At 34.7% G+C, this 26682-nt stretch carries 25 protein-coding genes; 8 read left to right on the plus strand and 17 right to left on the minus strand.

Translation table 11 applies throughout. The features are described 5' to 3' along the window. Positions 1–171: 171 nt before the first annotated feature. Positions 172–1866, minus strand: coding sequence for an energy-dependent translational throttle protein EttA (ettA, locus tag CGC58_RS00875; RefSeq protein ID WP_095894690.1), 1695 nt, complete (start codon positions 1864–1866; stop codon positions 172–174). Positions 1867–2141: 275 nt separating this feature from the next. Here ettA and CGC58_RS00880 point away from each other — a divergent pair, with 275 nt between their 5' ends. Then, positions 2142–2615 (plus strand): hypothetical protein, encoded by a 474-nt coding sequence (locus CGC58_RS00880; RefSeq protein WP_232748848.1) that lies wholly within the window; start codon positions 2142–2144, stop codon positions 2613–2615. A gap of 72 nt (positions 2616–2687) precedes the next feature. Here CGC58_RS00880 and CGC58_RS00885 read toward each other — a convergent pair whose 3' ends face one another. The 5 genes from CGC58_RS00885 to CGC58_RS00905 form a co-directional block, all read right to left on the minus strand. Then, positions 2688–3890, minus strand: a complete 1203-nt coding sequence (locus CGC58_RS00885) for an acetate/propionate family kinase (RefSeq protein ID WP_095894691.1) — start codon at positions 3888–3890, stop codon at positions 2688–2690. Positions 3891–4100: 210 nt separating this feature from the next. Beyond that, the gene (locus tag CGC58_RS00890) at positions 4101–4613 is read right to left on the minus strand and encodes an isoprenylcysteine carboxyl methyltransferase family protein (protein ID WP_095894692.1); all 513 of its coding nucleotides are present in this window, start codon (positions 4611–4613) and stop codon (positions 4101–4103) included. A 101-nt stretch (positions 4614–4714) separates the two neighbouring features. Continuing rightward, positions 4715–6799: a phosphate acetyltransferase gene (pta, locus tag CGC58_RS00895; RefSeq protein WP_095894693.1), complete on the minus strand. Its 2085-nt coding sequence runs from the start codon at positions 6797–6799 to the stop codon at positions 4715–4717. 145 nt (positions 6800–6944) lie between these two features. Beyond that, positions 6945–8270: a tRNA (N(6)-L-threonylcarbamoyladenosine(37)-C(2))-methylthiotransferase MtaB gene (gene mtaB / locus CGC58_RS00900; protein WP_095894694.1), complete on the minus strand. Its 1326-nt coding sequence runs from the start codon at positions 8268–8270 to the stop codon at positions 6945–6947. 77 nt (positions 8271–8347) lie between these two features. Continuing rightward, positions 8348–8710, minus strand: a complete 363-nt coding sequence (locus tag CGC58_RS00905) for a hypothetical protein (RefSeq protein WP_095894695.1) — start codon at positions 8708–8710, stop codon at positions 8348–8350. Between the two features lie 271 nt (positions 8711–8981). Between CGC58_RS00905 and CGC58_RS00910 the strand changes: the two genes are divergently transcribed. Both CGC58_RS00910 and CGC58_RS00915 read left to right on the plus strand, forming a co-directional pair. Next, positions 8982–10427 (plus strand): SLC13 family permease, encoded by a 1446-nt coding sequence (locus CGC58_RS00910; protein WP_095894696.1) that lies wholly within the window; start codon positions 8982–8984, stop codon positions 10425–10427. 510 nt (positions 10428–10937) lie between these two features. Next, the gene (locus tag CGC58_RS00915) at positions 10938–11576 is read left to right on the plus strand and encodes a hypothetical protein (protein WP_095894697.1); all 639 of its coding nucleotides are present in this window, start codon (positions 10938–10940) and stop codon (positions 11574–11576) included. Between the two features lie 28 nt (positions 11577–11604). Here the strand turns inward: CGC58_RS00915 and priA are convergent, their stop codons facing one another. The 6 genes from priA to CGC58_RS00945 all read right to left on the minus strand — a co-directional run bounded on the left by priA (position 11605) and on the right by CGC58_RS00945 (position 18325). Further along, a complete protein-coding gene (gene priA / locus CGC58_RS00920; RefSeq protein WP_095894698.1) occupies positions 11605–14055 on the minus strand; it encodes a replication restart helicase PriA in 2451 nt (816 codons plus the stop codon). After that, positions 14056–14973: a YihY/virulence factor BrkB family protein gene (locus CGC58_RS00925; RefSeq protein ID WP_095894699.1), complete on the minus strand. Its 918-nt coding sequence runs from the start codon at positions 14971–14973 to the stop codon at positions 14056–14058. It lies immediately after the preceding gene. 95 nt (positions 14974–15068) lie between these two features. After that, a complete protein-coding gene (locus CGC58_RS12785; RefSeq protein ID WP_095894700.1) occupies positions 15069–15242 on the minus strand; it encodes a hypothetical protein in 174 nt (57 codons plus the stop codon). A 111-nt stretch (positions 15243–15353) separates the two neighbouring features. After that, positions 15354–15719: a rhodanese-like domain-containing protein gene (locus CGC58_RS00935; RefSeq protein WP_095894701.1), complete on the minus strand. Its 366-nt coding sequence runs from the start codon at positions 15717–15719 to the stop codon at positions 15354–15356. Positions 15720–15738: 19 nt separating this feature from the next. Then, positions 15739–16779 carry a ferredoxin--NADP reductase gene (locus CGC58_RS00940; RefSeq protein WP_095894702.1) on the minus strand — a complete coding sequence of 347 codons (1041 nt, stop codon included), beginning with the start codon at positions 16777–16779 and terminating at the stop codon, positions 15739–15741. Between the two features lie 49 nt (positions 16780–16828). Beyond that, on the minus strand, positions 16829–18325 hold the full coding sequence (locus tag CGC58_RS00945) for a S41 family peptidase (protein ID WP_095894703.1): 1497 nt from the start codon (positions 18323–18325) through the stop codon (positions 16829–16831). A 77-nt stretch (positions 18326–18402) separates the two neighbouring features. Here CGC58_RS00945 and CGC58_RS00950 point away from each other — a divergent pair, with 77 nt between their 5' ends. The 5 genes from CGC58_RS00950 to CGC58_RS00970 are packed head-to-tail and all read left to right on the plus strand — an operon-like array spanning position 18403 to position 21193. Then, positions 18403–18903, plus strand: a complete 501-nt coding sequence (locus CGC58_RS00950; protein WP_095894704.1) for an RNA polymerase sigma factor — start codon at positions 18403–18405, stop codon at positions 18901–18903. 10 nt (positions 18904–18913) lie between these two features. Further along, the gene (locus CGC58_RS00955) at positions 18914–19351 is read left to right on the plus strand and encodes a hypothetical protein (RefSeq protein WP_095894705.1); all 438 of its coding nucleotides are present in this window, start codon (positions 18914–18916) and stop codon (positions 19349–19351) included. 33 nt (positions 19352–19384) lie between these two features. Then, positions 19385–19900, plus strand: a complete 516-nt coding sequence (locus CGC58_RS00960) for a DUF4252 domain-containing protein (protein ID WP_095894706.1) — start codon at positions 19385–19387, stop codon at positions 19898–19900. Positions 19901–19912: 12 nt separating this feature from the next. Then, positions 19913–20437 carry a DUF4252 domain-containing protein gene (locus CGC58_RS00965; RefSeq protein WP_095894707.1) on the plus strand — a complete coding sequence of 175 codons (525 nt, stop codon included), beginning with the start codon at positions 19913–19915 and terminating at the stop codon, positions 20435–20437. A gap of 9 nt (positions 20438–20446) precedes the next feature. Then, positions 20447–21193, plus strand: a complete 747-nt coding sequence (locus CGC58_RS00970; RefSeq protein ID WP_095894708.1) for a Rossmann-fold NAD(P)-binding domain-containing protein — start codon at positions 20447–20449, stop codon at positions 21191–21193. Positions 21194–21202: 9 nt separating this feature from the next. On the opposite strand, the gene CGC58_RS00975 is transcribed toward CGC58_RS00970, so the two are convergent. The 5 genes from CGC58_RS00975 to CGC58_RS00995 all read right to left on the minus strand — a co-directional run bounded on the left by CGC58_RS00975 (position 21203) and on the right by CGC58_RS00995 (position 26675). After that, the gene (locus CGC58_RS00975) at positions 21203–22279 is read right to left on the minus strand and encodes an AI-2E family transporter (RefSeq protein ID WP_095894709.1); all 1077 of its coding nucleotides are present in this window, start codon (positions 22277–22279) and stop codon (positions 21203–21205) included. A 23-nt stretch (positions 22280–22302) separates the two neighbouring features. After that, on the minus strand, positions 22303–23022 hold the full coding sequence (locus tag CGC58_RS00980) for a 16S rRNA (uracil(1498)-N(3))-methyltransferase (RefSeq protein ID WP_095894710.1): 720 nt from the start codon (positions 23020–23022) through the stop codon (positions 22303–22305). A 44-nt stretch (positions 23023–23066) separates the two neighbouring features. Further along, positions 23067–24446 carry a peptidylprolyl isomerase gene (locus CGC58_RS00985; RefSeq protein ID WP_095894711.1) on the minus strand — a complete coding sequence of 460 codons (1380 nt, stop codon included), beginning with the start codon at positions 24444–24446 and terminating at the stop codon, positions 23067–23069. After that, positions 24439–25302, minus strand: a complete 864-nt coding sequence (locus CGC58_RS00990) for a peptidyl-prolyl cis-trans isomerase (protein ID WP_232748849.1) — start codon at positions 25300–25302, stop codon at positions 24439–24441. Before CGC58_RS00990 ends, CGC58_RS00985 begins: the two co-directional genes overlap by 8 nt. A 161-nt stretch (positions 25303–25463) precedes the next feature. After that, positions 25464–26675 carry an RsmB/NOP family class I SAM-dependent RNA methyltransferase gene (locus CGC58_RS00995; RefSeq protein WP_095894712.1) on the minus strand — a complete coding sequence of 404 codons (1212 nt, stop codon included), beginning with the start codon at positions 26673–26675 and terminating at the stop codon, positions 25464–25466. Positions 26676–26682 lie beyond the last annotated feature (7 nt).

Below are 26682 nucleotides of genomic sequence, written 5' to 3' on the forward strand. Positions count from 1 at the left end.
TATCTTCATTTAAAATTATTTATCTTTTCTGAAGCTAAAATTATCATCCAATTATTTTTATTACAAATGTACTCATTTTTAACGTTTAAAAATTGTATTTTTCACAACTTTCTTTCGTAAAAACAAAGAAAAAAGGATTAGAAAATATTTTCTAATCCTTTCATTATATTACTAATTACGAACTAACTTTTTATATTTGATACGCGTTGGAGTAACTTCTTTTCCAAGACGTTTACGTTTATTTTCTTCGTATTCGGAGAAACTTCCTTCAAAGAAATACACTTGCGAATCGCCTTCAAATGCTAAAATATGCGTACAAATTCTGTCCAAAAACCAACGGTCGTGCGAGATGATTACAGCACAGCCCGCAAAATTCTCCAAACCTTCCTCTAAAGCTCGTAATGTATTAACATCCAAATCGTTGGTAGGCTCATCGAGTAACAGAACGTTTCCTTCTTCTTTGAGGGTCATTGCCAAATGCAAACGGTTACGTTCTCCTCCCGAAAGCGTACCTACTTTTTTGTTTTGCTCACTTCCACTGAAATTAAATCGACTGAGGTATGCACGTGAATTCACCTGACGCCCGCCCATCATAATAAGGTCTTGCCCGTCGGAGAAATTCTCCCAGATTGATTTTTCGGGGTCGATATCCTTGTGCGATTGGTCAACATAGGCAATTTTTACGGTTTCCCCAACGATAAATTCCCCTGAATCAGGAGTTTCTTCGCCCATAATCATTCTAAAAATAGTCGATTTTCCTGCTCCGTTAGGTCCGATAACTCCCACAATTCCCGCTTGTGGCAATACGAAATTCAAATCTTCATACAGAATTTTATCTCCAAAGGCTTTCGATACGTGCTTGGCTTCAATCACATTCGTTCCCAATCGTGGTCCGTTAGGAATGTAAATTTCGAGCTTTTCTTCCAATTGTTTTTGGTCTTCATTGAGCAAACGGTCGTAATTTTGCAAACGTGCTTTTTGCTTGGCTTGGCGTCCTTTAGCTCCCTGACGCACCCATTCCAACTCGCGTTCCAACACTTTTTGTCGTTTGGATTCCGTTTTTTGCTCTTGTGCCAAACGTTTGGCTTTTTGGTCGAGCCACGATGAATAGTTTCCTTTCCACGGAATGCCTTCACCTCGGTCAAGTTCCAAAATCCAGCCGGCTACATTATCCAAGAAATAACGGTCGTGCGTTACGGCAATCACTGTTCCGGTATATTGTTGCAAATGTTGCTCCAACCACAGAACAGACTCAGCGTCAAGGTGGTTTGTAGGCTCATCAAGTAACAGGACATCAGGTTGTTGCAACAATAATCGGCACAATGCAACTCTACGGCGTTCACCTCCCGAAAGCACTTTTATTGGCGTGTCGGGGTCTGGCGTACGAAGAGCGTCCATCGCGATTTCCAATTTATTATCGATTTCCCAACCTCCACAAGCATCGATTTTGTCCTGCAATTCGGCTTGCTTGTCCATCAACTTTTGCATTTTGTCGGGGTCGGAATACACTTCTTCCAAACCAAACATATCGTTGATTTTGTTGAATTCGTCCAAAATACCGATAATTTCAGAAGCTCCTTCCCGAACTACTTCTATAACCGTTTTATTTTCATCTAATTGCGGTTCTTGTTCCAAATAACCAACCGTGTAACCAGGGGCAAAAACCACATCGCCTTGATAATTTTTATCAACCCCAGCGATAATCTTCAAAAGTGAAGATTTCCCTGAACCATTCAACCCTAAAATACCTATTTTCGCTCCGTAGAAAAAACTCAAATAGATATCCTTAAGCACTTGTTTATTCGTCGAAGAATAGGTTTTACTTACCCTCGACATCGAAAAAATTACTTTCTTATCGTCTGACATATTTTTAAAATTTAAGGCTCAAAGTTACATCTAAATATTGAAAAAGAAAAATATAAAAATTTGTACTTCAATCATTATTTTTTTCAATCTATTTCACTAATGTTTCGGATTAATAAATCACTATTAATAATTTGATTTTCATTAATTTAACTAACCTTAAAACGAATCATAAAACGGATTTTCACGTAAATTAAATATAAAAAATAAAAATCTTTGTATTACAAAACTCAAGAAAATTACTTATTTTTGTTACATAAACATAAAATGAAATCATAATGAGACTCTTTTTTATCACAATATGTTTAGTGCTTTCAGTTAATGCAAATGCTCAGAAAATGAAAGACATAGCTAATCGGACGGCTATAAGTATAGGATATGATTATCAAGGAAAAAACAGCCTTACTGCCGGAATTGAATACAATTTGCCTATTGATAGCTATCGTTGGCACGGATACAACTTGGGGGTGGCTATGCGTTATTTTAAAGGAAAAGATGGCAACCAATATTTTGTTCCGGAAGTAAAATTAATTTACAGAAAAAACGGATTACTATTTGGTTTTCAATCTTCTACAAAGAATTTTTCGCCCATTGCGGGAATTAATTTTCTCAACTTTTTACATCTTTACAGCGGATACAGTTTTCCTTTTGATAAAACTCAAACGAATCTGCAAGGTATAGTTTTCGGAGTTAGAATTTTAGTATCGCCTTTTGAAGGAAAATTCTACGATAAGTTAAAAATTGGATTTTGATAATCAGGCAATAAAAAAACAGCCAAGTTTCTAAAAAGAAGTTTGGCTGTTTTAATTTTTTTGTATTAGTTCTTAACCAATTAGTTCTACTACTTCGTTAGCTATTTGTAGCTCCTCGTTTGTAGGAATAATAAGAATTTTCACACGACTTTTATCGCTTTGAACCTCAACAACTTGCTTAGGTCGGTTAAATTCCTTATTTTTATTTTCATCGATTTCTATTCCTAAAAATTCCATTCCTTGACACGCAAGTAAACGAATTAAATCGTCATTTTCACCCAAACCTGCCGTGAAAGTGATGCTATCCAATCCGTTCAAAATAGCGGCATACGCACCAATAAATTTCTTAATTCGGTAAGCATACATTTCGTAACAAAGAATTGCATTGGTATCTCCTGCAAAGTATTTGTCCGATACATCTCGTGCATCGGAACTGCCTGTTAATCCAAGCATTCCACTTTTCTTGTTGAGAATTGTACTAATTTCATCAGCTGTTAAATTCAATCGGTCAGCAAGATAGAAAATTACTCCAGCATCAATATTTCCACAACGTGTCCCCATCACCAAACCATCAAGTGGCGTAAGTCCCATTGTTGTATCCATACATCTTCCACTTTCATTCACAGCTGCCATACTTGAGCCGTTTCCTAAGTGTATTGTGATATTTTTTATATTCTTATTTAGATGTTTACGTGCCTGTGCATCAACATATTTATGACTTGTTCCGTGGAATCCGTATGCTCTTACGCCATAATCTTTGTAATATTCATTCGGGATAGCGTAACGGAACGCTTTGGCAGGCATTGATTGATGAAAAGCAGTATCAAAAACAGCCACGTGTTTTGCTTTTTTGAAAATCTTTTCCGCACTGCGAATACCCTCCAAACAAGCAGGATTATGCAAAGGTGACAGCGGAATAAGTTTTTCAATTTCTTTCTTAACTTCCTCTGTTACAAGCGTTGGTTGTACAAATTTTTCTCCCCCGTGAACCACACGATGCCCCACAGCCTTAATATCATCCGGATTGCTAATAACTCCTACTTCTGCATCTGTTAGTAAATCAGTCACTTGCTTCATTGCCTCTTCGTGGTTGCTGATTGGTAATTGTTTCTTTATTTCCACTTCCTTACCATCTTTCAAAGCCACGTATTTGATTGAACTTCCATCAATCCCGATTCTATCTACAAGCCCTCTTACTTTTGAAATACCTTTCTGTGAATCAATTAATTGATATTTTAATGAGGAACTTCCTGAATTTATTATCAATATTTCCATATGATACTTTTATTAAAAACAATTATATAATTTAATTCAAAAATTTTTCTGATATTGATATTTTTACTATTTCCTTCTGCAAGAAAAACGTCGCAAAGCTACGAAACTTTTTCAAACTCAAAGAATTTTTATCACAAATATATTTTTAACTCAACATTAATTCATTTCTTACAGTCAATCATCAGCAATAAAACACTGTAAATAAGATTATTACACCAAATGTTTCATTGCGGCTTCTTCCTGTCGGATACGGATTGCTAAAACTACCGCATAGATAGGCAACATAACGCAAAGTGTGGTGTAAGCCTTACATAAAAGTGCAATTCCCACAAGTTCAGGCAAGATATTCAAAAAGTAATTAGGATGTTTTACCCATTTGAATAAAAAAGATTTATTGATTTTATGGTTAGGTAATATGTATATTTTCAGTGTCCAAATTTCTTTAAGTTGATAAATCACATAAAACAACATCAGGTAAGCAAAAACCAGCAAAGCAACACCTATTTTTGAGGTAAAATCCAATGAAAAATGCTCGTTTCGGATAGCTTCAAACAAACAAAGAAAATAAAAGGATACGTGAGCAAACGTCAGCAACATCGAATTAAATTTTCCGTATTGAATTCCTCCCATTTCCTTGATTCTCTTTTCATTTTTAATCGAAATTCCCAAAGAAACCAATCGCAATACAAAAAAACAAACAAAAATAATAATAACTTCTTTCATATGAATAATTTATAAATTTATAATTTCAAAAAATCTCATAACCAAAAAATTTGCCAAAGCTTTGAGGCTTTGGCAAAAAGTATATATTTACAAAACAAATTCTATTCTTCCATAACTGACTGAATAGCAGTAATTAACACCGTATTGTAAATGTCAGGAATGGTAGCTCCTCGACTTAAATCGTTTACAGGTTTTTTAAGTCCTTGTAACATTGGCCCGATGGCTAACGCTCCCGTTTCACGTTGTACCGCTTTGTAAGTGTTATTTCCTGTGTTCAAGTCTGGGAAAATAAGTACATTCGCTTGCCCAGCCACTTTTGAATCAGGCATTTTGCTTTTCCCTACTTTAGGGTTAACCGCAGCATCGTACTGAATAGGTCCTTCTACCAATAATTCAGGATGTTGTGATTTTACGATTTGAGTTGCTTCACGCACTTTATCTACATCGGCACCGCTTCCCGAACTTCCTGAAGAATAGGAAAGTAAAGCAACTTTAGGCTCAATTCCGAAAGCTTTTGCCGATTCAGCTGAAGAAATAGCTATTTCAGCCAACTGTTCTGCTGTTGGATTCGGAACAATTGCACAATCTCCGTAAACAAGTACCCTGTCGTGCAACAACATAAAGAACACTGAAGAAACCGTATTTACATTCGGTTTGGTTTTTACGAACTGTAATGAAGGACGAATTGTGTGTGCTGTAGTATTTACCGCACCCGAAACCATTCCGTCAGCATCACCTAAAAACACCATCATCGTTCCGAAATACGAAACATCAAGCATCAAATCACGTGCTTGCGACAGTTCCATTCCTTTAGATTTTCGAAGTTCGTACAATTTTTCGGCATACGAATTATACTTCGGACTTTCTATCGGATTAACAATTGATATACGATTTTCGTCCCAACGCAATCCCAACTCATTCACTCGTGTGATTATTTTTTCAGGCTCGCCGAGTATGGTTAAATAAACCAATTCGTCGGCTGCCAGTTGCGATGCCGCTGTAAGAATACGATCGTCCGTTCCTTCAGGTAAAACAATATGTTTCTGAGCGTTACGAGCTTTTTGCACCATATTGTACTGGAACATACGTGGCGTAATCGTTTCGGACTTGAAGGAAGAAATTCTTTTGTTCAAATCCTCTACATCGGCGTATTTTTCAAAAAGTTGTATGCACAGCTTTATTTTTTCAAAACTTTCAGGATATATTTTCGATTTAATGTTCCCGATGCGATTGGCTGTTTCAAAAGTTCCTAATTTTGATACCATAATAGGAAGCATCTTTTGTGTTCCGTCAAGGATTTTCACGATAGATTTTTCAGGCGTAAGTGCTCCGGAAAGTACTATCCCCGCCACACGCGGATAATTTGACGAAATGTGAGCCGCCAATGTTCCTACAATCAAATCCGAACGGTCGGCTGGCATTACAGCCAAACAACCTTCCGACAGATGATTTAAGAAATTGTGCAATTGCATTCCTCCCACAATGGTTTTTTTGGTAATTATATCCACATCATCGCCCTTGTACAGAAAGCGAGCTCCTAATTCATCGGCAACTTCCTTCACCGTTGGGCGACTTAAATCGCCTTCTTTTGGAATAAAAGTGAAGTGAATATCCTTGTATTCTTGTTGAAGCTTTTGTTTTATTCCGTCAACGTAATACTTTGCCTTATTGACAAATACGCCCAAAATTTGAACCTCTTGTTCAAGTAAGGAATTTACCTCTATTTGTATGTGATTTACCAATTCATCTTCCGAAGAAAAATTATCTTTCAATACAATAAGTGCCGGAATATTCAAGCTTTGAGCCAACGACGCATTGAAATTAATGTCAAACACATTGCTTTCTTCCAATAAGTCTGTTCCTTCAACTAATACAAAATCGTACTTGTTTTCCAGCTCTTTGTATCTTTTGATAATTGTGTCGTAAACCTCGCCAATTTTTCCTTTATTTTTAAGGCTCGCCACCTCACTACGCGAAAAAACATACGCATCATCGTACTTCATATCCAGCTGAAAATGAGAAAGAATCGTCATTATATGATTATCTTTCTGAGTTTTACTTTCCAAAATTGGCTTGAAATACGCTACTTTGGTTGTGTTTCGCATAATCATTTGCATTACCCCAATGGTAACCAATGATTTTCCGCTGTAAGTGTCGGATGTGATGATATATACCGATTTATTCATATTTAATTTGTTTATTGATTGAGAGAATTAGCTTACAAAATCACCAAAACTCCCCAATTTTGACCGCACAAAGGTAGGAATTTTTGAAAAAAGAATAAAAATTTTTGAGCGATAAAAAAGAAAGAAAACTTCTATTTAGGATTACTTACAGAAAATCAAATCGTACCATTCCGTCCGAATCAATTTTGGTAAGTTTTACTCTATGCAAAGTATTCACCAATTCAGGATTCCAAGGAGTTTTTACCTTCACGTAATTTTCTGTGAAACCGTGAATATATCCTTGCTTGTTTTCTCCTTCAAAAAGAACGATTCTTTCTGTTCCCAATTGACTTTGATAAAAAGCATTTCGTTTTTTGGCAGAAAGCCCTCGAAGCATTTTACTTCGTTTGGCACGAACCGCATCAGGCACAACGCCTTCCATCAACACAGCTTCGGTATTATCTCGCTCGGAATATGTAAAAACGTGTAAATAAGACACTTCCAGCTCACTTAAAAAATGATATGTTTCCAAAAAATGCTCATCAGTTTCGCCAGGGAAACCCACAATAACATCCGCACCAATGCAAGCGTGAGGCATCACTTCTTTAATTTTCGCAACTCTGCTGGCGTAAACTTCTCGTAAATAACGACGTTTCATCTTTTTAAGAATATCATTGCTCCCGCTTTGTAAAGGCACGTGAAAATGAGGAACAAAAGCCTTGCTTTTTGACACAAAATCAATAGTTTCGTCTTTTAGTAAATTCGGTTCGATGGAAGAAATCCGCAAACGCTCAATTCCCTCAACCTTATCCAAGGCTTGTACCAAATCCAAAAAAGTATGTTCGTGTTTTTTATTGCCAAACTCCCCTTTTCCGTAATCTCCTATGTTTACGCCTGTTAGTACAATTTCTTTTATTCCTTGTTCCGAAATTTTGTGTACGTTTTTAAGAATATTTTCAATAGTATCACTACGTGAAATACCTCGAGCCATCGGTATTGTACAATAAGTACATTTGTAATCGCAACCATCTTGCACCTTTAAAAAAGCACGTGTGCGGTCGCCGATGGAATAACTTCCTACATAAAAATCCGTTTCCGAAATTTCACAAGAATGCACCTGTCCCTCATTGTTTTTGGTCAGGTCATCAATATACTGTGTAATATCAAACTTTTCTTTTGCTCCCAAAACCAAATCCACGCCATCAACGGCAGCCAATTCCTCCGGTTTGAGCTGAGCATAGCATCCCACAGCAGCAATAAACGCCTTGTCATTCGTTTTCAGAGCTTTGCGAACTATTTGCTTAAATTGCTTGTCGGCATTTTCTGTTACGGAACACGTATTTATCACATATATATCAGCAGGTTGCTCAAAATCAACACGTTCGAAGCCTTCCGTTTCAAAACTGCGGGCTATGGTTGAAGTTTCTGAAAAATTCAACTTACAACCTAATGTGTAGAATGCAACCTTTTTTCTATCTTCTGATGAAGTCATTTTTATTTTTCGTTTTTTGGGTGGCAAAGATATGCTTTTTTTCAGAATATCGGACAATTAAGCCTCATTATGAGTAACTATTCATCTTGAAAAAAGCCTCTATTATCAAAATATTGAACGATGGCTTCTTTCATCAAAATGGATTGTTCACCCGCTTTTAATGCAGGAAGTTGTTCCACCAAGGAATAATGAGGCCAGCCGTCAGAATCCGTGTAATCAAATTTGTAATAGCCGTAAGGCTCAAGCAATTTGCAGATGGCTATATGCATCAGATTTACTTTTTCGTCTTTTTTATATTTCGATTTTATTTGCCCTAATTCCTGAATACCAATAAGATATATAATAGCCTCCAAATCAAGTTTTTCACCATCAGCGAAGGTTTTTGATAATTCTTCTACTACTTTTTCCCATCGAGCTTTTAAAACCTCGTCTCTTGCCATATTTTACATTTTGGCGGCAAAAATATGAAGATTTTCTCTAAATCCGTAGTTAAGTCATTCTTTTAGTTTCATTTAAAGAAATTGAAAATGATGGTTTTTGTCGATTAGAATGGTAAATCAATAATACAATAAATACAAATACGGAAATTTTCAGCCATTATTTTTTTCAAGTCAATCAAATTCTCTTAAAATTTAACATAAAAAATTATTTTATTTACATTTCTTTTCGTAGCTTTGACGGAAATTTTAACCACCTTTTAAATTATACATTATGGCAGATTCCAGACATTATTCGTTTCAAATCTTGTCGCGTATTCAAAAAGTAGTTGATATACAACGCAGGATTATTTACTTTTTGCTGAGTGCTATACTGGCTTTCGGGCTGACGTATTGGCTGTATGAACCGGAGCTTAACAGAGCTCAGATTTATGTGCTGTTCATTCTGTTTTTGGCTATCGGATTGTGGGTAACGGAGGCGATTCCGCCTTTTGCCACGGGGCTTTTTATTTTCGGGTTTCTCATCTTTGCTACCAACAGTTATTATTCGGAATTAGACCCTGAAAACGCCAAATCGTATTACCAAGAATACGTAAATACGTGGTCAAACAGTGTGATTTGGCTGATGTTGGGAGGTTTTTTCATCGCCTACGCTATGCAGAAGACACATTTGGACAGGATTGTTTTTAAAATGTCTATTTCACGATTTGGAAAAACACCCGATAAGATTCTTTTAGGATTAATGCTTACCACGGCAGTCTTTTCAATGGTAATGTCAAACACGGCAACTACTGCAATGATGGTGGCTTCGGTAGCTGCTTTTCTACAAACTCTTCCGAAAGATTCTACCTTAGGTAAAGCATTACTGATCGGTATCGCGGCAGCGGCTTCTTTTGGCGGTATGGGAACGTTAATAGGTTCGCCACCGAACGCCATCGCTGTTGATGCACTTTCCGATAAAGGTATCGGATTCCTTGAATGGATGTATGTAGGGATGCCCGTTTCAATAATTTTAACGTTAGCTGCTTGGTACTTACTAAAAATTAAATACATCAAAGTAAATACGCCTGTTCACATACAGTTGGAGGACGAATTAACCGAAGAAGAAAAGCAAGAAAGCCCAACTATCTTGAAAATGAAAAAAAATGTGGTTTTGGCTATTCTTTCCGTTACGCTTTTGCTGTGGCTTACCGAAAAACTACATAATATACCTGCCGCCATCGTTTCGTTTATTCCTATTATGTTACTGACGATGCTCGGAATTGTTAACGGACACGACGTTCGCAAATTACCTTGGGATACATTAATGCTTGTGGCGGGAGGTTTAGCATTGGGTATGGCTATTAAAGAAACAGGATTGGCACAACATTATGTAGATAAACTTCAACAAGTTAATTTGAATTTTTATGTTTTGGTTGTTGTTTTTGCTCTTCTAACGGTTTTGATGTCGAACGTGATGAGTAACACTGCCACCGCAACGATTTTAATCCCGATTGCTGCTATCTTGGCACATCAGCATCCTATTGTTTTGCCTATTGTTATCGGGCTTAGTGCTTCCACCGCACTATTTTTACCGATTTCCACCCCACCCAATGCAATTGTTTACAGTACGGGTTATTTGCAACAAAAAGATTTCAGATACATCGGACTGATTGCCGGAATTGTAGGACCTTTAGTTACTTGTGCCATCACAATATTAATTTTTATGGTGATATTTTAATGTAACGATACAAAAATAACAGAAATCAAGCCTCAAGAATGCAATCTGAAAAATGAAAATTCTTGAGGTTTTGTTTTTTGTTTAATACTGATTTTAAAACAAAAATTTACGGATATAGAAGTGAAGGAAGCTATGGGAAAATATTTTTTACTTAATTCAACGTGAAGGAAGCTATGGGAAAATGTTTTTTACTCAATTCAGCGTGAAGGAAGCTATGGGAAAATATTTTTTACTTAATTCAGCGTGAGGGAAGCTATGGGAAAATATTTTTTACTTAATTCAGCTTGAGGGAAGCTATGGGAAAATATTTTTTACTCAATTCAGCGTGAAGGAAGCAATGGGAAAATATTTTTTACTTAATTCAGCTTGAGGGAAGCAATGGGAAAATATTTTTTACTTAATTCAACGTGAAGGAAGCAATGGGAAAATGTTTTTTAAGTTAAATCAAGTTTGAGTTGATTAATTTTGAAGGAGAAATAGCATTAACACAACAAATAAATTTATTTAAAGATGAAAGCAGATAAAAAAATAGAATTGTATCAACATTATAAAAAATTAGAGAATAAATTTATAAATAGAAGTATTTGGGCTACACTATTGAGAGGGATTAGTATTTTTATATGGTTTTTGATGTTTTTATTAGGTTTTGCTATAATCCCCTATTTAAATAGATTAGGATGGTATAATATAAAGACATTTGACAAAGAAATTTGTAGATTAGATAGCATTGAATCCGATAATAGAAGAGTATCTTGGACAACCAATTATTTTACAAGAATGCAAGATATATCATTACCTATCGAGAAACGAAAACAGAAAATCGTTTATATGGACGGAAAGTTTAATTTTTCTGAGTATTTGGGTATTGAAGAATCTGCATTTATTTCTGCTGAAATCGGCGATAAAATATACGATTCCATTCCTCTTTGGGTAAATAAAAATAGTGGTATAGCCTATCCCATTCAGAAACACTCTCCTGATAAAATTGATTTCACAACAGAAAAAATATTATTTGCTATCTTTTTATTAAGTTTTCCTTTTTTTTACTTTTTTATAATTGTACTCTGGAAAAAATGGGAAAAACGCAAAATTAAATTACAGCGTGAAATCATCAAAGCCAAACACCAATGGCAGAATTACGCAGAATAATATTGGTTTGAAATGAAGATTTTGACATCTATTCCACATTAAAAATTACACGAACAGACCTAAAGTTAGCAACAGATTGAAAGCTGGTTTCGGTTCTTAAAATATATTTTTTCACTCTTTCTACGGAAATTTCCGGCGGTATTTTTATCAAAATATCCTTTATATATTCATTCCGAATACGCGAAACCAACGGAAATTCAGGTCCCAACACTTGTAAGAGTTTCTGCTCGGAAAATCCTTGACGCAAAGCCTCTGCAAACCACTCCGCTCCCTCATTTACTTTGTTAAAATCCGAATGTTTGAAAGTTATTTTAATTAATCGGACAAAGGGCGGATAATGAAATTCCCTGCGTTCCTCAATTTGATTTTGGAACATTTCTTTGAAATTATTATGCAAAACTTGTTGCAAGACAGGATGTTTCGGGCTGTAGGTCTGAATTAAAACTTTTCCTTTCTTGGAACTACGCCCTGCCCTACCCGATATTTGCACCAACAACTGAAAGCTACGCTCGTACGCCCTAAAGTCAGGAAAATGAATAAGCGAATCGGCGTTCATAACTCCTACCAAGCCCACATTTTCAAAATCCAAACCTTTGCTAATCATTTGCGTCCCGACCAAAATCTGTGTTTCTCGTTGCTCAAACTTCGATAAAATCTTCTCATAGCCGTGCTTTCCGCTTGTAGTATCTTGGTCCATTCTGTCAATTGTTGCTGTTGGGAAGAGTTCCGCCAGTTCTTTTGCAATTTGCTCTGTTCCAAATCCTTTCGTCATCAAATCGGTACTTCCGCAAGCTATGCAAACTTCGGGTTTTGCTATGGCATAACCGCAGTAATGGCATCGCAGCTGATTTCTCCCTTGATGATACGTTAAACTCACATCACAATGAGGACATTGCGGCACCGTAGCACAAGATTCACACTGAATTACAGGAGCATAACCTCGCTGATTTTGAAATAAAATAACCTGATTTCCTTGTTGGAGTGTCTGCTCGATTTCTTTTATAAGCACATCGGAAAAATGCCCAGTCATTTGCTTCCGATGGCGTTTGTCCTTCATATCAATTATCTCTATATCAGGAGCTTGAAAGTCACCAAATCGTTTGGAGAGATACACATAGCCATATTTTTCTCGTTTCGCATTGTAAAGACTCTCAAGCGAAGGTGTTGCCGAACCCAGTAACATATTGGCATTATGTATTTTAGATAAAACTATCGCTACATCACGAGTGTGGAAACGCGGAGCAGGTTCAAATTGGCGATAGGAAGAATCGTGTTCCTCATCAACAATTACCAATCCTAAGTTTGAAAAAGGTAAAAAAACCGATGAACGAACTCCTACAACCAGCTGATTTTTAGCATTTTCGTTTAGAACATTATTCCAAACTTCAACTCGCTCATTGGTATTGTATTTGGAATGATAAACGCCCATCTTGTCACCAAAATATTTCTTTAATCTGCTGATTAAATGCACGGTAAGTCCTATTTCAGGAAGCAGAAATAAAACTTGTTTTCCTGATTGTAATACTTGGTCAATCAGTTCAATATAAATTTCTGTTTTTCCAGAGGCTGTAACTCCCTGAAGAAGAACAGTTTGTTTCTCCTTAAATTGATTTTGAATTTCAGAAAATGCTTCTTGCTGGGCTTCGCTCAATGTTTTTTTGTCGAGCAAATCTCCCGCGAAACTAACACGGTCTTTCTGAATGAAATACTCTTCAAAAATTCCTTTTTCAACCACAGATTTTAAAACACTGGCAGAAACATTTGCCTCCGAAAGTAATTTTTCAGCCTTTAAAACCCCTTTTTCTTTATTGATACAATTGAAATAGGCTACGATAAGCTGTTTTTGTTTGCTTGCTTTAGAGAGGATTTCAAAAGCTTTTTGTATTCCCTCATCAGATTGATATTCAGAAGATAACCTGATGTATTTCACCAACTTCGGAACATATTTTTCAAACATCTTTTCGGAAATTTTCACGGCGTTTTTCTCCACCAAACCCTTCAAAACTTTTAACGCTTTTTTCTTTCCTACTATTTTAGCAACCTCGTTTCCCGTCAGGGCAGTTTTGAAATTCAGAGCCTCATACACTAACCATTCATCATCCGTAAAAGCACTCATCTCCAATTCTTTGGAATTCATTTCAATGATTGTTTCACTCTCCAATAAAAAGGAAGAAGGCATTGCTGTTTTGAAAACTTCTCCCAACGAACACATATAAAATTCGGAAATCCATTGCCAATGTTGCAATTGTAACGGATTTACAACAGGAATTTCATCTAAAATATATTCAATATCCTTAGTTTGGTAAGTTGGCTCAAAAGTATGTATTTGGAACGCCAAAGCCGTATAAATCTTTGATTTACCAAAAGATACAGCAACTCGCATTCCGGGTTTTAAAAAATGTGCTTCATCTTCATTTACACCATAAGTAAATAATTTCCAGAGAGGAATCGGAAGAATAACATCAACAAAATAAGGCATTTAATTTGATTTTTTTAGTTGTAATAACGCTGCATTAAGTTCAAATCCCAATAACAAAATGTTTGAATTCAGCCAAATATAAAACAAAAAAATCAACAAAGCCCCAATAGAACCATAAAGTTGATTGTACTGAGAGAAATTTTCAATATAAATACCAAAGAAATACGTAGTTACACCAAAAAGCAACACAGTAAAGATAGAACCCACCGAAAAAAATCTGCTTTTCTTACCTTCGTGAGTGCCAAAAAAGAAAAGAATCGACGTACCAAAATACGTTATGATAGAAATAAATACTATTTTTGACCACTTAATTAATGCCTCATTGCTGTACAAAAGTCCCCATTTTTCTAAATAAGGAAGTAAATAAATCTCATACGAAATAAACATTGCAACAACTACTAATATCAACAATCCCAATATGATAGCCACAACCAGAGATACAATGTACTGTTTTATGAAAGTTCTGGTAATTTTAACGTGATATGAAAATTCAAAACCGCCAAAAATAGCAACTACTCCGTTAGTCATCAGGAAGATAGATAGCAAAAAAACAGAAGAAAGCAAACCTCCTCTGGGATTATCGGCAATATCAAAGAAAATACCGGAGAAAAATTCGTGAGTACCAGGAGGTAACAAACCATTGATAAAATTCCAGACGTCCATTTGAAAATTATCAATAGGAATGTAAGGAATTAAATTCAGGATAAACAACAAAAAGGGAAACATTGCGATAAAAAAACTATAAGAAATAGCACTTGCCCTATGAGTTAAAGCTCCTTTTACAATCCCAACAATATAAAGTTCAAGCAAGTCATAAAGAGAAAAAGCGTTACTTGATAATGGAACTTTCTTCAGAAAGGAAACTACATTGCGAACAATGGGTATCTTCTGTAATTTTTCTTCTATAACTGCCGACATAAGTAAAGTATTAAAACAAGAAAAAGACCTCTACGAAAGATTTCCTTCCATAGAGACCTAATCAAAATATATTTTTTAAAAAGCTAAAGACCTTTTTATGATTGCTGTTTAGCTCTTTTGGCTTCCTTTTTTTCTTTAATGGCTTCCATAATAGCACCTCCAACCCAGTAAGGAACCACAAAGGTAAGCAAGAAAACCATTAACCAAAAGCCAATCATCGCAATACCTAAAAACACTAAAAATCCTAAATATTGATCAAATTCAAACATAACCTAAATTTTGCCCAAAGATATATCTTTTTTCTATACTTCTGATTTTCAAAATTAATTTTTTACAATCAGCAGCTTTAATTTATATTCAATTTAAATAAAGAATTCCAATTATTTTTCCACAGGTTTGCCTGCTTCCAGCCAACGTAAAATTCCTCCATCTAAGTGAATTAAATTCTTATATCCCTTATCTTCAAGAATTTGAACTGCTTTGGTGCTTCTGCCTCCACTTTTGCAATGAATGTAAATCGTATCATTTTTATCAAATTCTTTTTCAAAATTTGAAACAAAATCTTCATCAAAAAAATTCACATTCACGGCATTCTCCAAATGTCCTTCAGAAAATTCTTCAGGGGTACGAATATCTACAAGAATGTTTGCCGAATTGGGCTGATATTCATCCATAGAAATATGCTTTGAGGAACTTCCTGAACCACAAGAAGATAAACCTATCGCTAAAATAAATACACGTTTCATACTTTAAATCAATTATTTTTTATATATCATATACAATTTTTAATCTGTCTGTCACGGCATATGCCTGACAACTAAGCACTAACCCTTCCGAAATTTCCTTTTCAACAAGTGTTTCATTCTTAGCCATTTTCGCTTCTCCTTCGGTAATTTTGCCTATACAACTACTACAAACCCCATTCAAACACGAATATGGCACATCTATTCCCTGCGAAAGGATTCCTTCCAAAAGTGATTGATTTTTAGGAATTTGAAACACCTTCTCTTCGCCTTTTAAAATGCAAGAAACGGTAACTTTGCCCTGTAAATGCGAAAAATCATCACTCTGCGGCTTTGTAATTTCAAAAAGCTCAGTAAAAATACAATCTTGATGGATTCCTTTGTTAATGATATGTTCTTTAACACTGGAAACCATCTCATTAGGACCACAAATATAATAATATCCTAAATTCAATTCTCTGTACTTTGCAAGAATAAAATCAACCACTTGAGGATTAATTCTTCCTGAAATATTCTCGCCCCACATTTGCCGGCTAAAAGCGTAATGCACCAAAAATCTATCGGGATATTTCTTTCTAAGTTGCTCTATTTCATCAAAAAAAAGTGTATCTTCTTTTGATTTGTTTCCGTAAATAAATACAACTTTTATGTCAGTTTTAGCCAAAGCGGTTTTGGCGATGCTCATCATAGGGGTTACACCACTTCCCGCGGAAAAAAGCACAATACCCCTATCTCCAAAAATATCAAGGAAAACAAATCTTCCTTCCGGAGGCATTACCTCTATAATATCCCCTTTTTTGAGCTTTGTGGTTGCGTAGGTTGAGAAAATTCCGTTTGGGATGCACTTTACAGCCACACTCAGCTCACTTTCATCCACACCCGAACAAATTGAATAAGCCCTTCTTACTTTTTGATTATCAATATCTTGCTGTAATGTAAGATATTGTCCTGCTTCGTAAGAAAATTCCTTTTTCAGAAGTTCGGGCAAGGCAAAAGTTATCTTAACAGAATCTTCCGTTAATTTTTTTATGTCTGATACTGTTAGTCTGTAAAACTTACTCATTCTGAAAGCTGAGAATAAAACTTAAAACAAAATTACAACTTATTATCAACTATTTATACATTTCATTTACTGCAAAATTGAAAGATTTTGAATGAACAAACTCTCTTGTTGGCATCTCAGGTTTGCTTGGTAAGCGTTTGTCTGTCGCTCCTGTGATTGACTGAATTGCTTTTGCTAATAAAGGCTCTTTTTCATCACCCAAAACGCCGTAATTTGTCAAATCTTCCTCCATTTGGAAAGTTGGGCGTAAACCACTTGTGTAATCTCCTTCGCCTTTAGCATTTTCAATTTTCAAAACCAGCGGTTGCATTGCCCATTTATGTTTTGGATTTTTATTTCTGTTGTTGTCAATCCAATCATAAATCGTGATAGAGCCTTGGTTTTTGCCCACGGTTACATCTCCAATCTGAACAACATCAATATATGCCCTTAATCCGTTGATTACCAGCTCACTTGCTGAGGCTGTTCTTCCTGAAGTTAATATATATATCTTACTCAAATTCAAGCTATTAATCGCTATCTTTTCTTTGTTATCCGTAGTCATTTCATTGGTGAAGAAGTTATCTACTCCTCCTCTTTCTTTTTCCACAATGGGTTGTAACTTACTGTTCCAACGTTCTTTAGCGAAAATTTGTCCGTTGAATTGACCTGTAATCATTGAAGCCAAATACGTTGCAGAAGAAACGCGTCCGCCTCCGTTATAACGCAAGTCTAAAACAAAATCCGTAATTCCTTGACTTTTAAACTCTCCGAAAGCTTCATTGAGTTGTTTGTCAAAGTTAGCTACAAATCCGTTGTACATCAAATAGCCTATTTTATGAGTTCCTTTTTCAATTACTTTTTTAATAAGTATCGGGTTTTCAGTGATTTCTTTTTTTGCCATCACTACCGATTTATTCGTCTTTTGAATTGTTTTTTGTCCATTTACATTCTCTAATCTGTAAATATCAATAGCCATTGATGTTTTATCATTGAATAGCAAACTTTTGTAATTGCTGACTGTCAAGGGAGTACCATCTACGGTTAAAAATAAATCTCCTCTTTTAACGCCCTTTTGTTCTGCTTCAGAATTAGGAAGCACATAGTTAACAAATCCTAAAACGCCTCCTTCTTGTCCGTACCTTGTCAGACCAAATTCCATTCCTGTACTGAGCGAAACTCCTTGAAAACTACGTTCCAATTCAGTGTAATCATTTGTAATATAGCTAAATCGGTCAATAGCTTCTTTTTTATATATTTTTTCAGGTTTATTCAACAAATTGAAAAACAATTCATCAGGCGTTTTATAACTCTTCAAAAAATCGGAGTAAGCAGTGTTTGCAAAATTAGTTTGTTGCACACTTGGAGCAAAACGCGTGTCTGCCAAATTTGGAACATCTGCCTGCCACAAATAAAATGTATTAAGTCCCTTCCAGATGAAGTCTTTAATTTCCAAATTTAAAACGTCTTCATTTTTCACATCATCTGGTTTTGGAGTATCATCAACATCTTTTTTACAAGATAAAATACTCGCCATCAACAAAATAGATAAAAATATTCTTTTCATAACATAAAATTTTTCCTACAAATGTAACATTTTTTTCATATATTCGTCTTTTGTATGAAGAAAATTATGATTTTTGTATGACACACAAAACTTTTTTAGAGCATATTCGTCCGTTTCAAGATAAAATTTATCGTTTTGCCAAGCGATTACTTATCTCAAAAGATGAAGCCGAAGATGCCTCGCAGGAAATTTTACTGAAATTGTGGCAGCAAAACCAAAAAATTAAAGACATACAAAATTTGGAAGCCTACACAATGACCTTAACTAAAAACTTATGTTATGATAAGTTGAAGGCAAAAAGTTCTGAAAATGTGTCGCTTACAAATGTGAGATTTGAAACTGAAACTCATATTTCGCTACAAAAACAAGTAGAAACGAACGATATGTTGGAAAAAGTAAAAAATATAATCAATAACCTGACCGACCAACAACGTATGGTTATGCAACTGCGTGATATAGAGCAATATGAGTTTGACGAAATTGAAAAAATAACCGGAATAAAAGAGGCTACTATCAGAGTAATTTTATCAAGAGCCAGAAAAACAGTACGTGAAAAATTATTAACATTTGAATATTAAAAATAAAAATATGACAAAGAAAATTCAATTATTATTAGAAAAATATTTTGAAGGAGAAACTTCTCTGCAGGAAGAAAAAGAGCTGCAAGAATATTTCAATTCCGAGCAAGTAGATGCTTCCCTTGAAAAATACAAACCAATGTTCAGATACTTTCAAAAATCTGGTTTAGAGGAATTTCCAAAAAAAGAATTACCTCTAAACAAACCGAAAAAAAGAAGTTTATTCTGGAAAATTGGAATTGCGGCAACATTTTTGAGTGTTTTTTTCGGGGTTAGTTACCATCTCAAACAGCAAAAACAGCAACAAGAAGCCGAAATTGCTTTTGAACAAGTGAAAGAAGCTCTACAACTGATTTCCGTTAATTATAATAAAGGGACAACAAAAATAAAATATTTAAAAGAATTCGATGCAACAACGAATAAAATAATAAATTTAAACGAATTTTAGTAACAAATAAATAAAATATAAAAACATAATCATATGAAAACAAAATTAATTCTTTTAGTAAATATCTTTTTGGTATCAATGGGTGTAATGGGGCAATCTGCTTTTGATAAATTTGAAGAAAACGACAAAGTTACAACTGTGGTAGTTTCTCAAAAAATGTTTCAAATGCTTTCCAAAATCGACAGTAAAGATGCTGAAGCAAAGGAATTTATGGATATTGCCAATAAATTAACAGGTTTGAAAATCTTCACAACAGAAGACAAAGCTGTAGCACAAAATATGAAAAAAGAAGTTCAAAATTATTTAAGCAAAACCACATTAACCGAGTTGATGCGAGTAAAAGACAAAGCTACAAACGTGAAATTTTACGTAAAACAAGGAAAAAATGCCGACCACGTTTCTGAATTATTGATGTTTGTTGAAGATGGAGGTAATTCAAATAAAGCGGTGATTTTGAGCCTCACAGGAGATATTGACCTTAACAAAATAGGCGTTCTGACAAAAAATATGAACCTGCCGGAAGAAGTAAAAGAAGTGAAAACAAAATAATGTTTATTAAAAATGCGTATTTTAATTCTATTCGGATTTCTGTTTGCATTCACGGCTTGCCAACAGAAAAGCATACAGCAATACATTGTTAAAAACTCGGAAAGTCCGAACTTTATTTCAATGAATATTTCTCCAAAGGATTATTTGAGGGATAAATCTACGGAAAAAGAAAATATTTTCAATATCATTGAAAGAGTTAATTTACTGTTGTTGAATAAAAGTGATAGCTTGCAACTCAAAAAAGAATACGACGAAGTAGCTACCATTTTAAAAGATGAAAAATACCAAGATTTAATCCGAACTACTGATAAAGGTATTAAATTTCAGGTTGATTACGTTGGTACAGACGAAAATATCAAAGAAGTAATTATTCTCATTTTTCAAAAAGGAGAAAAAATGGCTCTTTTGAGAATTCTGTCCAACGGCTTAGATGTAACGCAACTTTCAAAAATTTCAACTACTTTGAGCGGAAATTCCGTTGACGAAGAAGGCTTGAAAAATTTATTTGAAAAAATTTCAGTGGCTTTAAAAAAATAGTATCAAAGAATGAAAATAGGTATCATAGGATGTGGCTGGTTGGGTTTTCGATTGGCAAAACATTTGAAAACAAACAATACAATCTACACTACGGCTCGAAATATTGAAAAATATAAGTCTTTAGATGCTTATTTTCGTTCTTTTTTAATAGATTTTGATGATTTTGAAGCAAAAAAATGGGAAATTCTTTCCGATTTGGATTGTATTATAATAACAATTCCGTTTGGAAGGCATCTTAATAACGATATTTTAGAAAAAAGATTAGAAAATATTTGCTTTTTTATTCAGAATTTCAAAAAACAGTTATTTTTTACCAGTTCTGTAGGAATTTATCCACAATCCGATACTAAAATGAATGAAGATTTTCCTTCCACTTTATTAGAACCTAAATTATTTTTTGTGGAATCTTTTTTAAGAAATCAATTTCCTCAAATAAATATTCTGCGATTAGGCGGACTAATGGGAGATGACCGCATACTTAGCAAATATAAAATTTCCGAACCCAATCAAGTTGCAAATCACATTCATTATCAGGATATTTGCTTAATAATCGAAAAGATGATTTCACTGAATTTGGAATCAAAACTGTATAATGTAGTAGCTCCGCAACATCCTATGAAACAGGAAATTATCAATTATCAAAAAGGAACAAAAACTACACTTGGAAAACCTTATGGGAAAATAATACTTTCAGAAAAACTGGAAACAGAATTGGATTACAACTTTCTGTACCCTAATCCCATTTACTTCACTTAATTAACTGATTTATATATTTTTAGTAAGTAATTCAACCAATTTGTTGTTAGGCAAAAATTCTTTTAGGACTACTTTCAAAACTGTGTAAGCAGGCACAGCGATTACCATCCCGATGATTCCTAAAAGGCTTCCCGTTATTAAAATCACCAGAAAAATTTCTAAAGGAGTAGATTTCACCGAGTTAGAGAAAATAATTGGCTGAGAAAAAACATTATCAATAAATTGACCTATCAAAAATCCAATCAAAACATAAATCGTAGTAGGAAGCGTAACTGCCATAAAATCACTGCTAATGTTGCTACTCATAGTCAAAAAAGCCATCAGCACAAAGCCTATAATAGGTCCTATGTAAGGGATTATGTTCAGAAAAGCACATAAAAAGGCTATTATTAAGGCATTTTGTACCCCAAAAATCAATAATGTAGTTGTGTATATTACAAACAGAATTGTCAGTTGCAAAACTAATCCAACGAAATAACGAGAAAGTAAATCATTGATTTTAAGGACAGAAACTCTTGTTTTGTGAGCATTTTTTGCAGAAACCAATGAAAGAATTGAACCAAACATTTTGCTTCCGTCTTTTATAAAGAAAAATGAAATGAACAAAACAGAAAATACTCCCGCTCCAAAACTTCCGATGAAAGAAATAAATGAATTAAGAAAATTAGGAATATCTATAAAATTAAGCACTTCCGAGGCACTCATTGTGTAATTTTCTTTACTTATTCCCAGATTATCAAAAACTTGTGACATCAAGCCGTCCAAATTTGCACGCAACAACTCCACGTTTAGTCCTGATAAATTCCTGCCTTGTGAAATTAATAACGGAACAAACAAACTGAACGTACCCAAACTCAAAATGATAAAAATCCCCATCGTTATTAAAATCCTGATGGTTTGGTTTCTTATTTTCATTTTTTTGGCAAGAAAATAAACCAATGGCTTGGCTATCAAAGCAATAATTAAAGCCAATATTATGTAAACGATTATTGACCTTATCAAATATAAAGCATAAAGCAACAAAATTACCAGCACAATCGTCCCGACGGCTCGTAGTATTCCATTGGCTATCATTTTAGAGTTCATATTCCAATATTTTTTTCAGATTTTTATTTCAATTTGGAGCAAATCGCTACAAAATCACAAGCTACGATTCCTGCTGTTTCTGTTCGTAATCGATTGTCTCCGAGCGAAATTGGTTGAAATCGATTTTGCAAAGCTGCTTTAATTTCTTCTGAAGAAAAATCTCCTTCAGGACCTATCAGAACCATTATTTTTTCAGGAAACGGATTAAGTTTTTCTGAAAACAAATACTTTGTACCTTCCTGACAATGAGCAATAAACTTCGCCGAACTATCATCTTTCAATTGCTTAAAAAATTCCATTGATGATATGGGAGCATTCAGTTTGGGCAAGTAATATTGCAAAGATTGCTTCATCGCCGAATGTATGATTTTTTCAAAGCGTTCCGTTTTAACCACCGTTCTTTCAGAATGATGACAAATTATCGGAGTAATTTCATCTACGCCAATTTCAACGGCTTTCTCCAAAAACCATTCATAACGCTCATTCATTTTTGTTGGAGCAACCACCAAATGCAAATGATACGGACGAGGTGATTTATACTCGTATTTCAAAATTGAAACTTCACACTTTTTGGGAGAAGCAAAAGTGATTTCTGTTTCAAAAAGCCATCCTTTTCCGTTTGTAACATACAGTAAATCACCTTGTTTCTTTCGTAAAACCTTTACAATGTGTTGGCTTTCCTCCTTATCAAAGAAAAAGGATGTACTTTGTTCGTCTATTTCAGAATAATAAAAAAGTTGCATTGCAAGAACATATCAAAAAATCACAGCTTTTTCAATAAATAACATTATTTTTTCAACCAATTATTAGAGAATTCACATTTTTTATATTCTCCATTAACCATAATGTGTGTTTTTTCAATATTCTCATTCATCCACTTGGCTATAACTTTTAGCTGTTTTTCTTTTAAAGCCAAATCTTGAATTTTAACATAATCCTTCACGAAATCAGCTTTATGCTCTTCGTGGCGATTTGTCACTTGATAGATTTTGTAGCTTTTCTTTCCCGTATCGTCCTCATCAAGATACGGAACAGAAACTTCTCCGTCTTTCAACTTTGCAACTCTTTCATACATAGCAGGTTCCAAGCGTGTAAGTTCAAAACGAGAAGAAAAATCTTCCGGATTAACAAGCTGACCTCCATCGCCTCGAGTTTCTTTTTCATCGGATAAACTGCGTGCAGCCTCGTCAAAAGCAAGCTCTTTATTGATTATTCTTTCACGAATTTTTTCAATTTTCTCCTTAGCTTCTGCCAGTGCTTCACGTGGTACGCTGGGTGTCAATAAAATATGACGCACGGTTACTTCTTTCCCTCTGACATTAACCATTTCTATGATATGCCAACCGAAACTTGATTCAAAAGGTTTGGAAATTTCGCCTTCTTGTAGGCTAAAAGCCATATCTTTAAAAGCCTTATCAAAGTGTGAAGAACGATTGAAAGTCAAGGTTTGACCTCCTGTTACACGGTCTTTTGAATAAAGTATCGCTTTGGTGGCAAAACTCGTTCCGTTTTGTTCCACATCCGCTTTAATTTCATTTAATTGGTCTATCACTTTCTGAACTTCTTCTTTCGGAGCCACCGGATTTATAACAATTTGAGCGATTTCAAGCTCTGTGTTGAAAATGGGACGCTCATCTTCAGGAATGGAATTGAAAAACTGGCGTACTTCCTCTGGTGTAACTTCCACTTTTTCAACTATTTTTGAACGCATTTGCTGAGAAAGCATATTCAATTTGAAAATATCAAAAAGTTCATCACGCATTGATTGCTCATCTTCTTTTTTGTAGAATTCAAGCAATTTTTTCATATCGCCTCCAAGTTTTGACAATAAAAATTCAACTTGCTGATTTACAGATTCACGAACTCTACTATCTGTTACTGTGATACTGTCTTGAACTGCTTGGTGAGCGTATAACCTGTCTTCCATCAATTTGCCTAAAACCTGACAACGTGTAAAATTCTTTGTATCAACCTCTTGGTTCTGCAACTCAATGAAAGTTTTGTCTATGTCCGATTCCAAAATTAAATAGTCACCAACAACAGCCGCAACGCCATCAACTTTCAAGCGTTTTTGAATGACTTCTTTGTTAGTAACTGTATCATTTTGAGCATATAAGCCCAAAGTTAAAAATAACATTCCGACAGCGGATACAATTTTTCTATTCATAAATAATTTCAAATTGTTTTTTCTTTATACCTGTATTTATAATATCTGTTTCGAGTTTTTTAACAAACTCTAATTTCCTCTGATTCAATATAATTTGTTGCAAAGTAGGCAAAACGTATTCCATAGGAGCTTGCTCATTTCTTCGCAAAACATCGCAAATTTGCACAAAATAAATTCCTGTGGAATCTTTATGACTTACGAATATTTGTTTGTTGGTTTCCATTTCTTTATCCAAAAAAGGAAGTTTTTTCAGAACACTTTCAGCTTTAACCCAAGTGGAATCATTCAAATAAACGGATGTAAACTGCAATGACAATGAATCCAACTCCCTTGCATCGGATTTTTCAAAACGTTTTATTTTTTCCTCAAGAGCATCTGTTTTTTTCTTCTTTTCGTTTGACGAGATTTGAATATATCTCAATTTTATCAATGCTTCATTTAACTTGAAAACTTCCTTATTTTTTTCATAGAAGAATTGCATTTCCTTTTCATTAACAACGGTATCTATCGCATTGTTTATCAACCCTTCTTTATAGAAATTTATATATAAATCTGCTCGATAATCATTTACCAAACGTTCAAAATTTTCCTTTTCTTCATCGTTTATATTTCGTTCGGCATTTGCGAGCATCAATTCTTTTATAGCCCAATTATTGATATATTTTTCAGCTATATTTATGCTATCTTCTTTCGTGTAATCAACTGGCATAATGGCGGCTATATCTTCTTTATAAAGATATTTTTCACCAACTCGGGCAATGGCATACTGCGGAGTTTCCTTTGAAAAATACTCGCAGGAGGACACCAACATCACCACAAAAAATATATAAAACCTATCTTTAACCCACCTCAGCATTTCTATAACAACATAAAAATCAGAAATATAACTAAAAAATATAATTCTTCCTAACAATAAAAAGAAATATAAAAGAGGTGCAATTTACAGATAATTTTTGAATTAAACAGAAAAAATATCAACGAAAAGAAAAATGAAGCAAATTATGACGTTTCAATTTTTTAATTATTTTTTCGCATTCTTGCCATATAAAATCCGTCGTAGCCTGATTGGTGAGCAAAAATTTTATCTTCTGCTTCAAAAACGAATCCTTTTCCTGCTTCCGATTTTAAAAACTCATCAACTTGCTTTCGGTTCTCGGACGGAAGAATGGAACAAGTAGCGTACACCAATTTTCCTCCTGATTTTACCAATTTACTGTAATTTTGCAGAATTTCCTGTTGTGTTTTTCGTATTTGTTCCAAAAATTCGGGTTTTAGCTTCCATTTTGCATCAGGATTTCGCCTTAAAACTCCCAAACCACTACAAGGAGCATCAATTAAAACTCTATCAGCTGTGTTTTGCATTCGTTTTAGCTGTTTTGGGTCAATAAGTTTCGTTTCTACATTGAAAACTTCATTGCGTCGGGCTCTTCTTTTAAGTTCTTGAAGCTTATTTTCATAAATATCCATTGCAATGATTTGTCCTTTATTTTTCATCAAAGAAGCTAAATGCAGTGTTTTTCCGCCTGCTCCGGCACAAGTATCAATTACACGCATTCCCGGAGTTACCTCCAAAAACGGAGCCACTTTTTGTGATGAAGCATCTTGCACTTCAAAAAGCCCATTTGAAAACGCTTTTGTTGAAAAAACGTTAGCCCGCTCGGAAAGTTCCAAAGCCTCCGGATAATTTTCCAACAAACGAGTTTCGATGCCTTCTTGCTGTAATAAACTTTTGAGTTGCGGAGGAGAAATTTTCAAAGTATTTGACCGTAAAACAACGGGAGCCAACTCATTAAGTGCACGTAACTCCCTCGTCCAGAAATCATTACCTAACTCTTCTTCTCCTAAAATATCAAGCCAATCAGGAACTGATTCTCTGAATTTTCTAACTTTTGAAAGCTCGTCAAACTTTCCTTTTATGCGACGTTGAGGCGTGTTTTCAAAATACGACCAATCGGGCAACGAAATTCCTTTCAACACTGCCCAAACGGCGAACATTCGGCGTAAATCCTGAACTGAAAAAGGTTGCTTTACCTCTGCAATTTCGGCATACAAACGTTTCCAACGAACGATTTCATAGGTAGTTTCCGCAATGAAAGCCCTATCGCGAGCCCCCCAACGTTTGTCCTTTTTTAGCTGTTTTTCAACCACTTTATCCGCATAATGATTATCGTTGAAAATCATTCCCAAACCCTCAATCACTGCATCTGTTAAATTTCGGTGTAATCGCATTTTTGCT

It is taken from the genome of Capnocytophaga stomatis, assembly GCF_002302635.1.
GTDB classification, from domain to species: domain Bacteria; phylum Bacteroidota; class Bacteroidia; order Flavobacteriales; family Flavobacteriaceae; genus Capnocytophaga; species Capnocytophaga stomatis.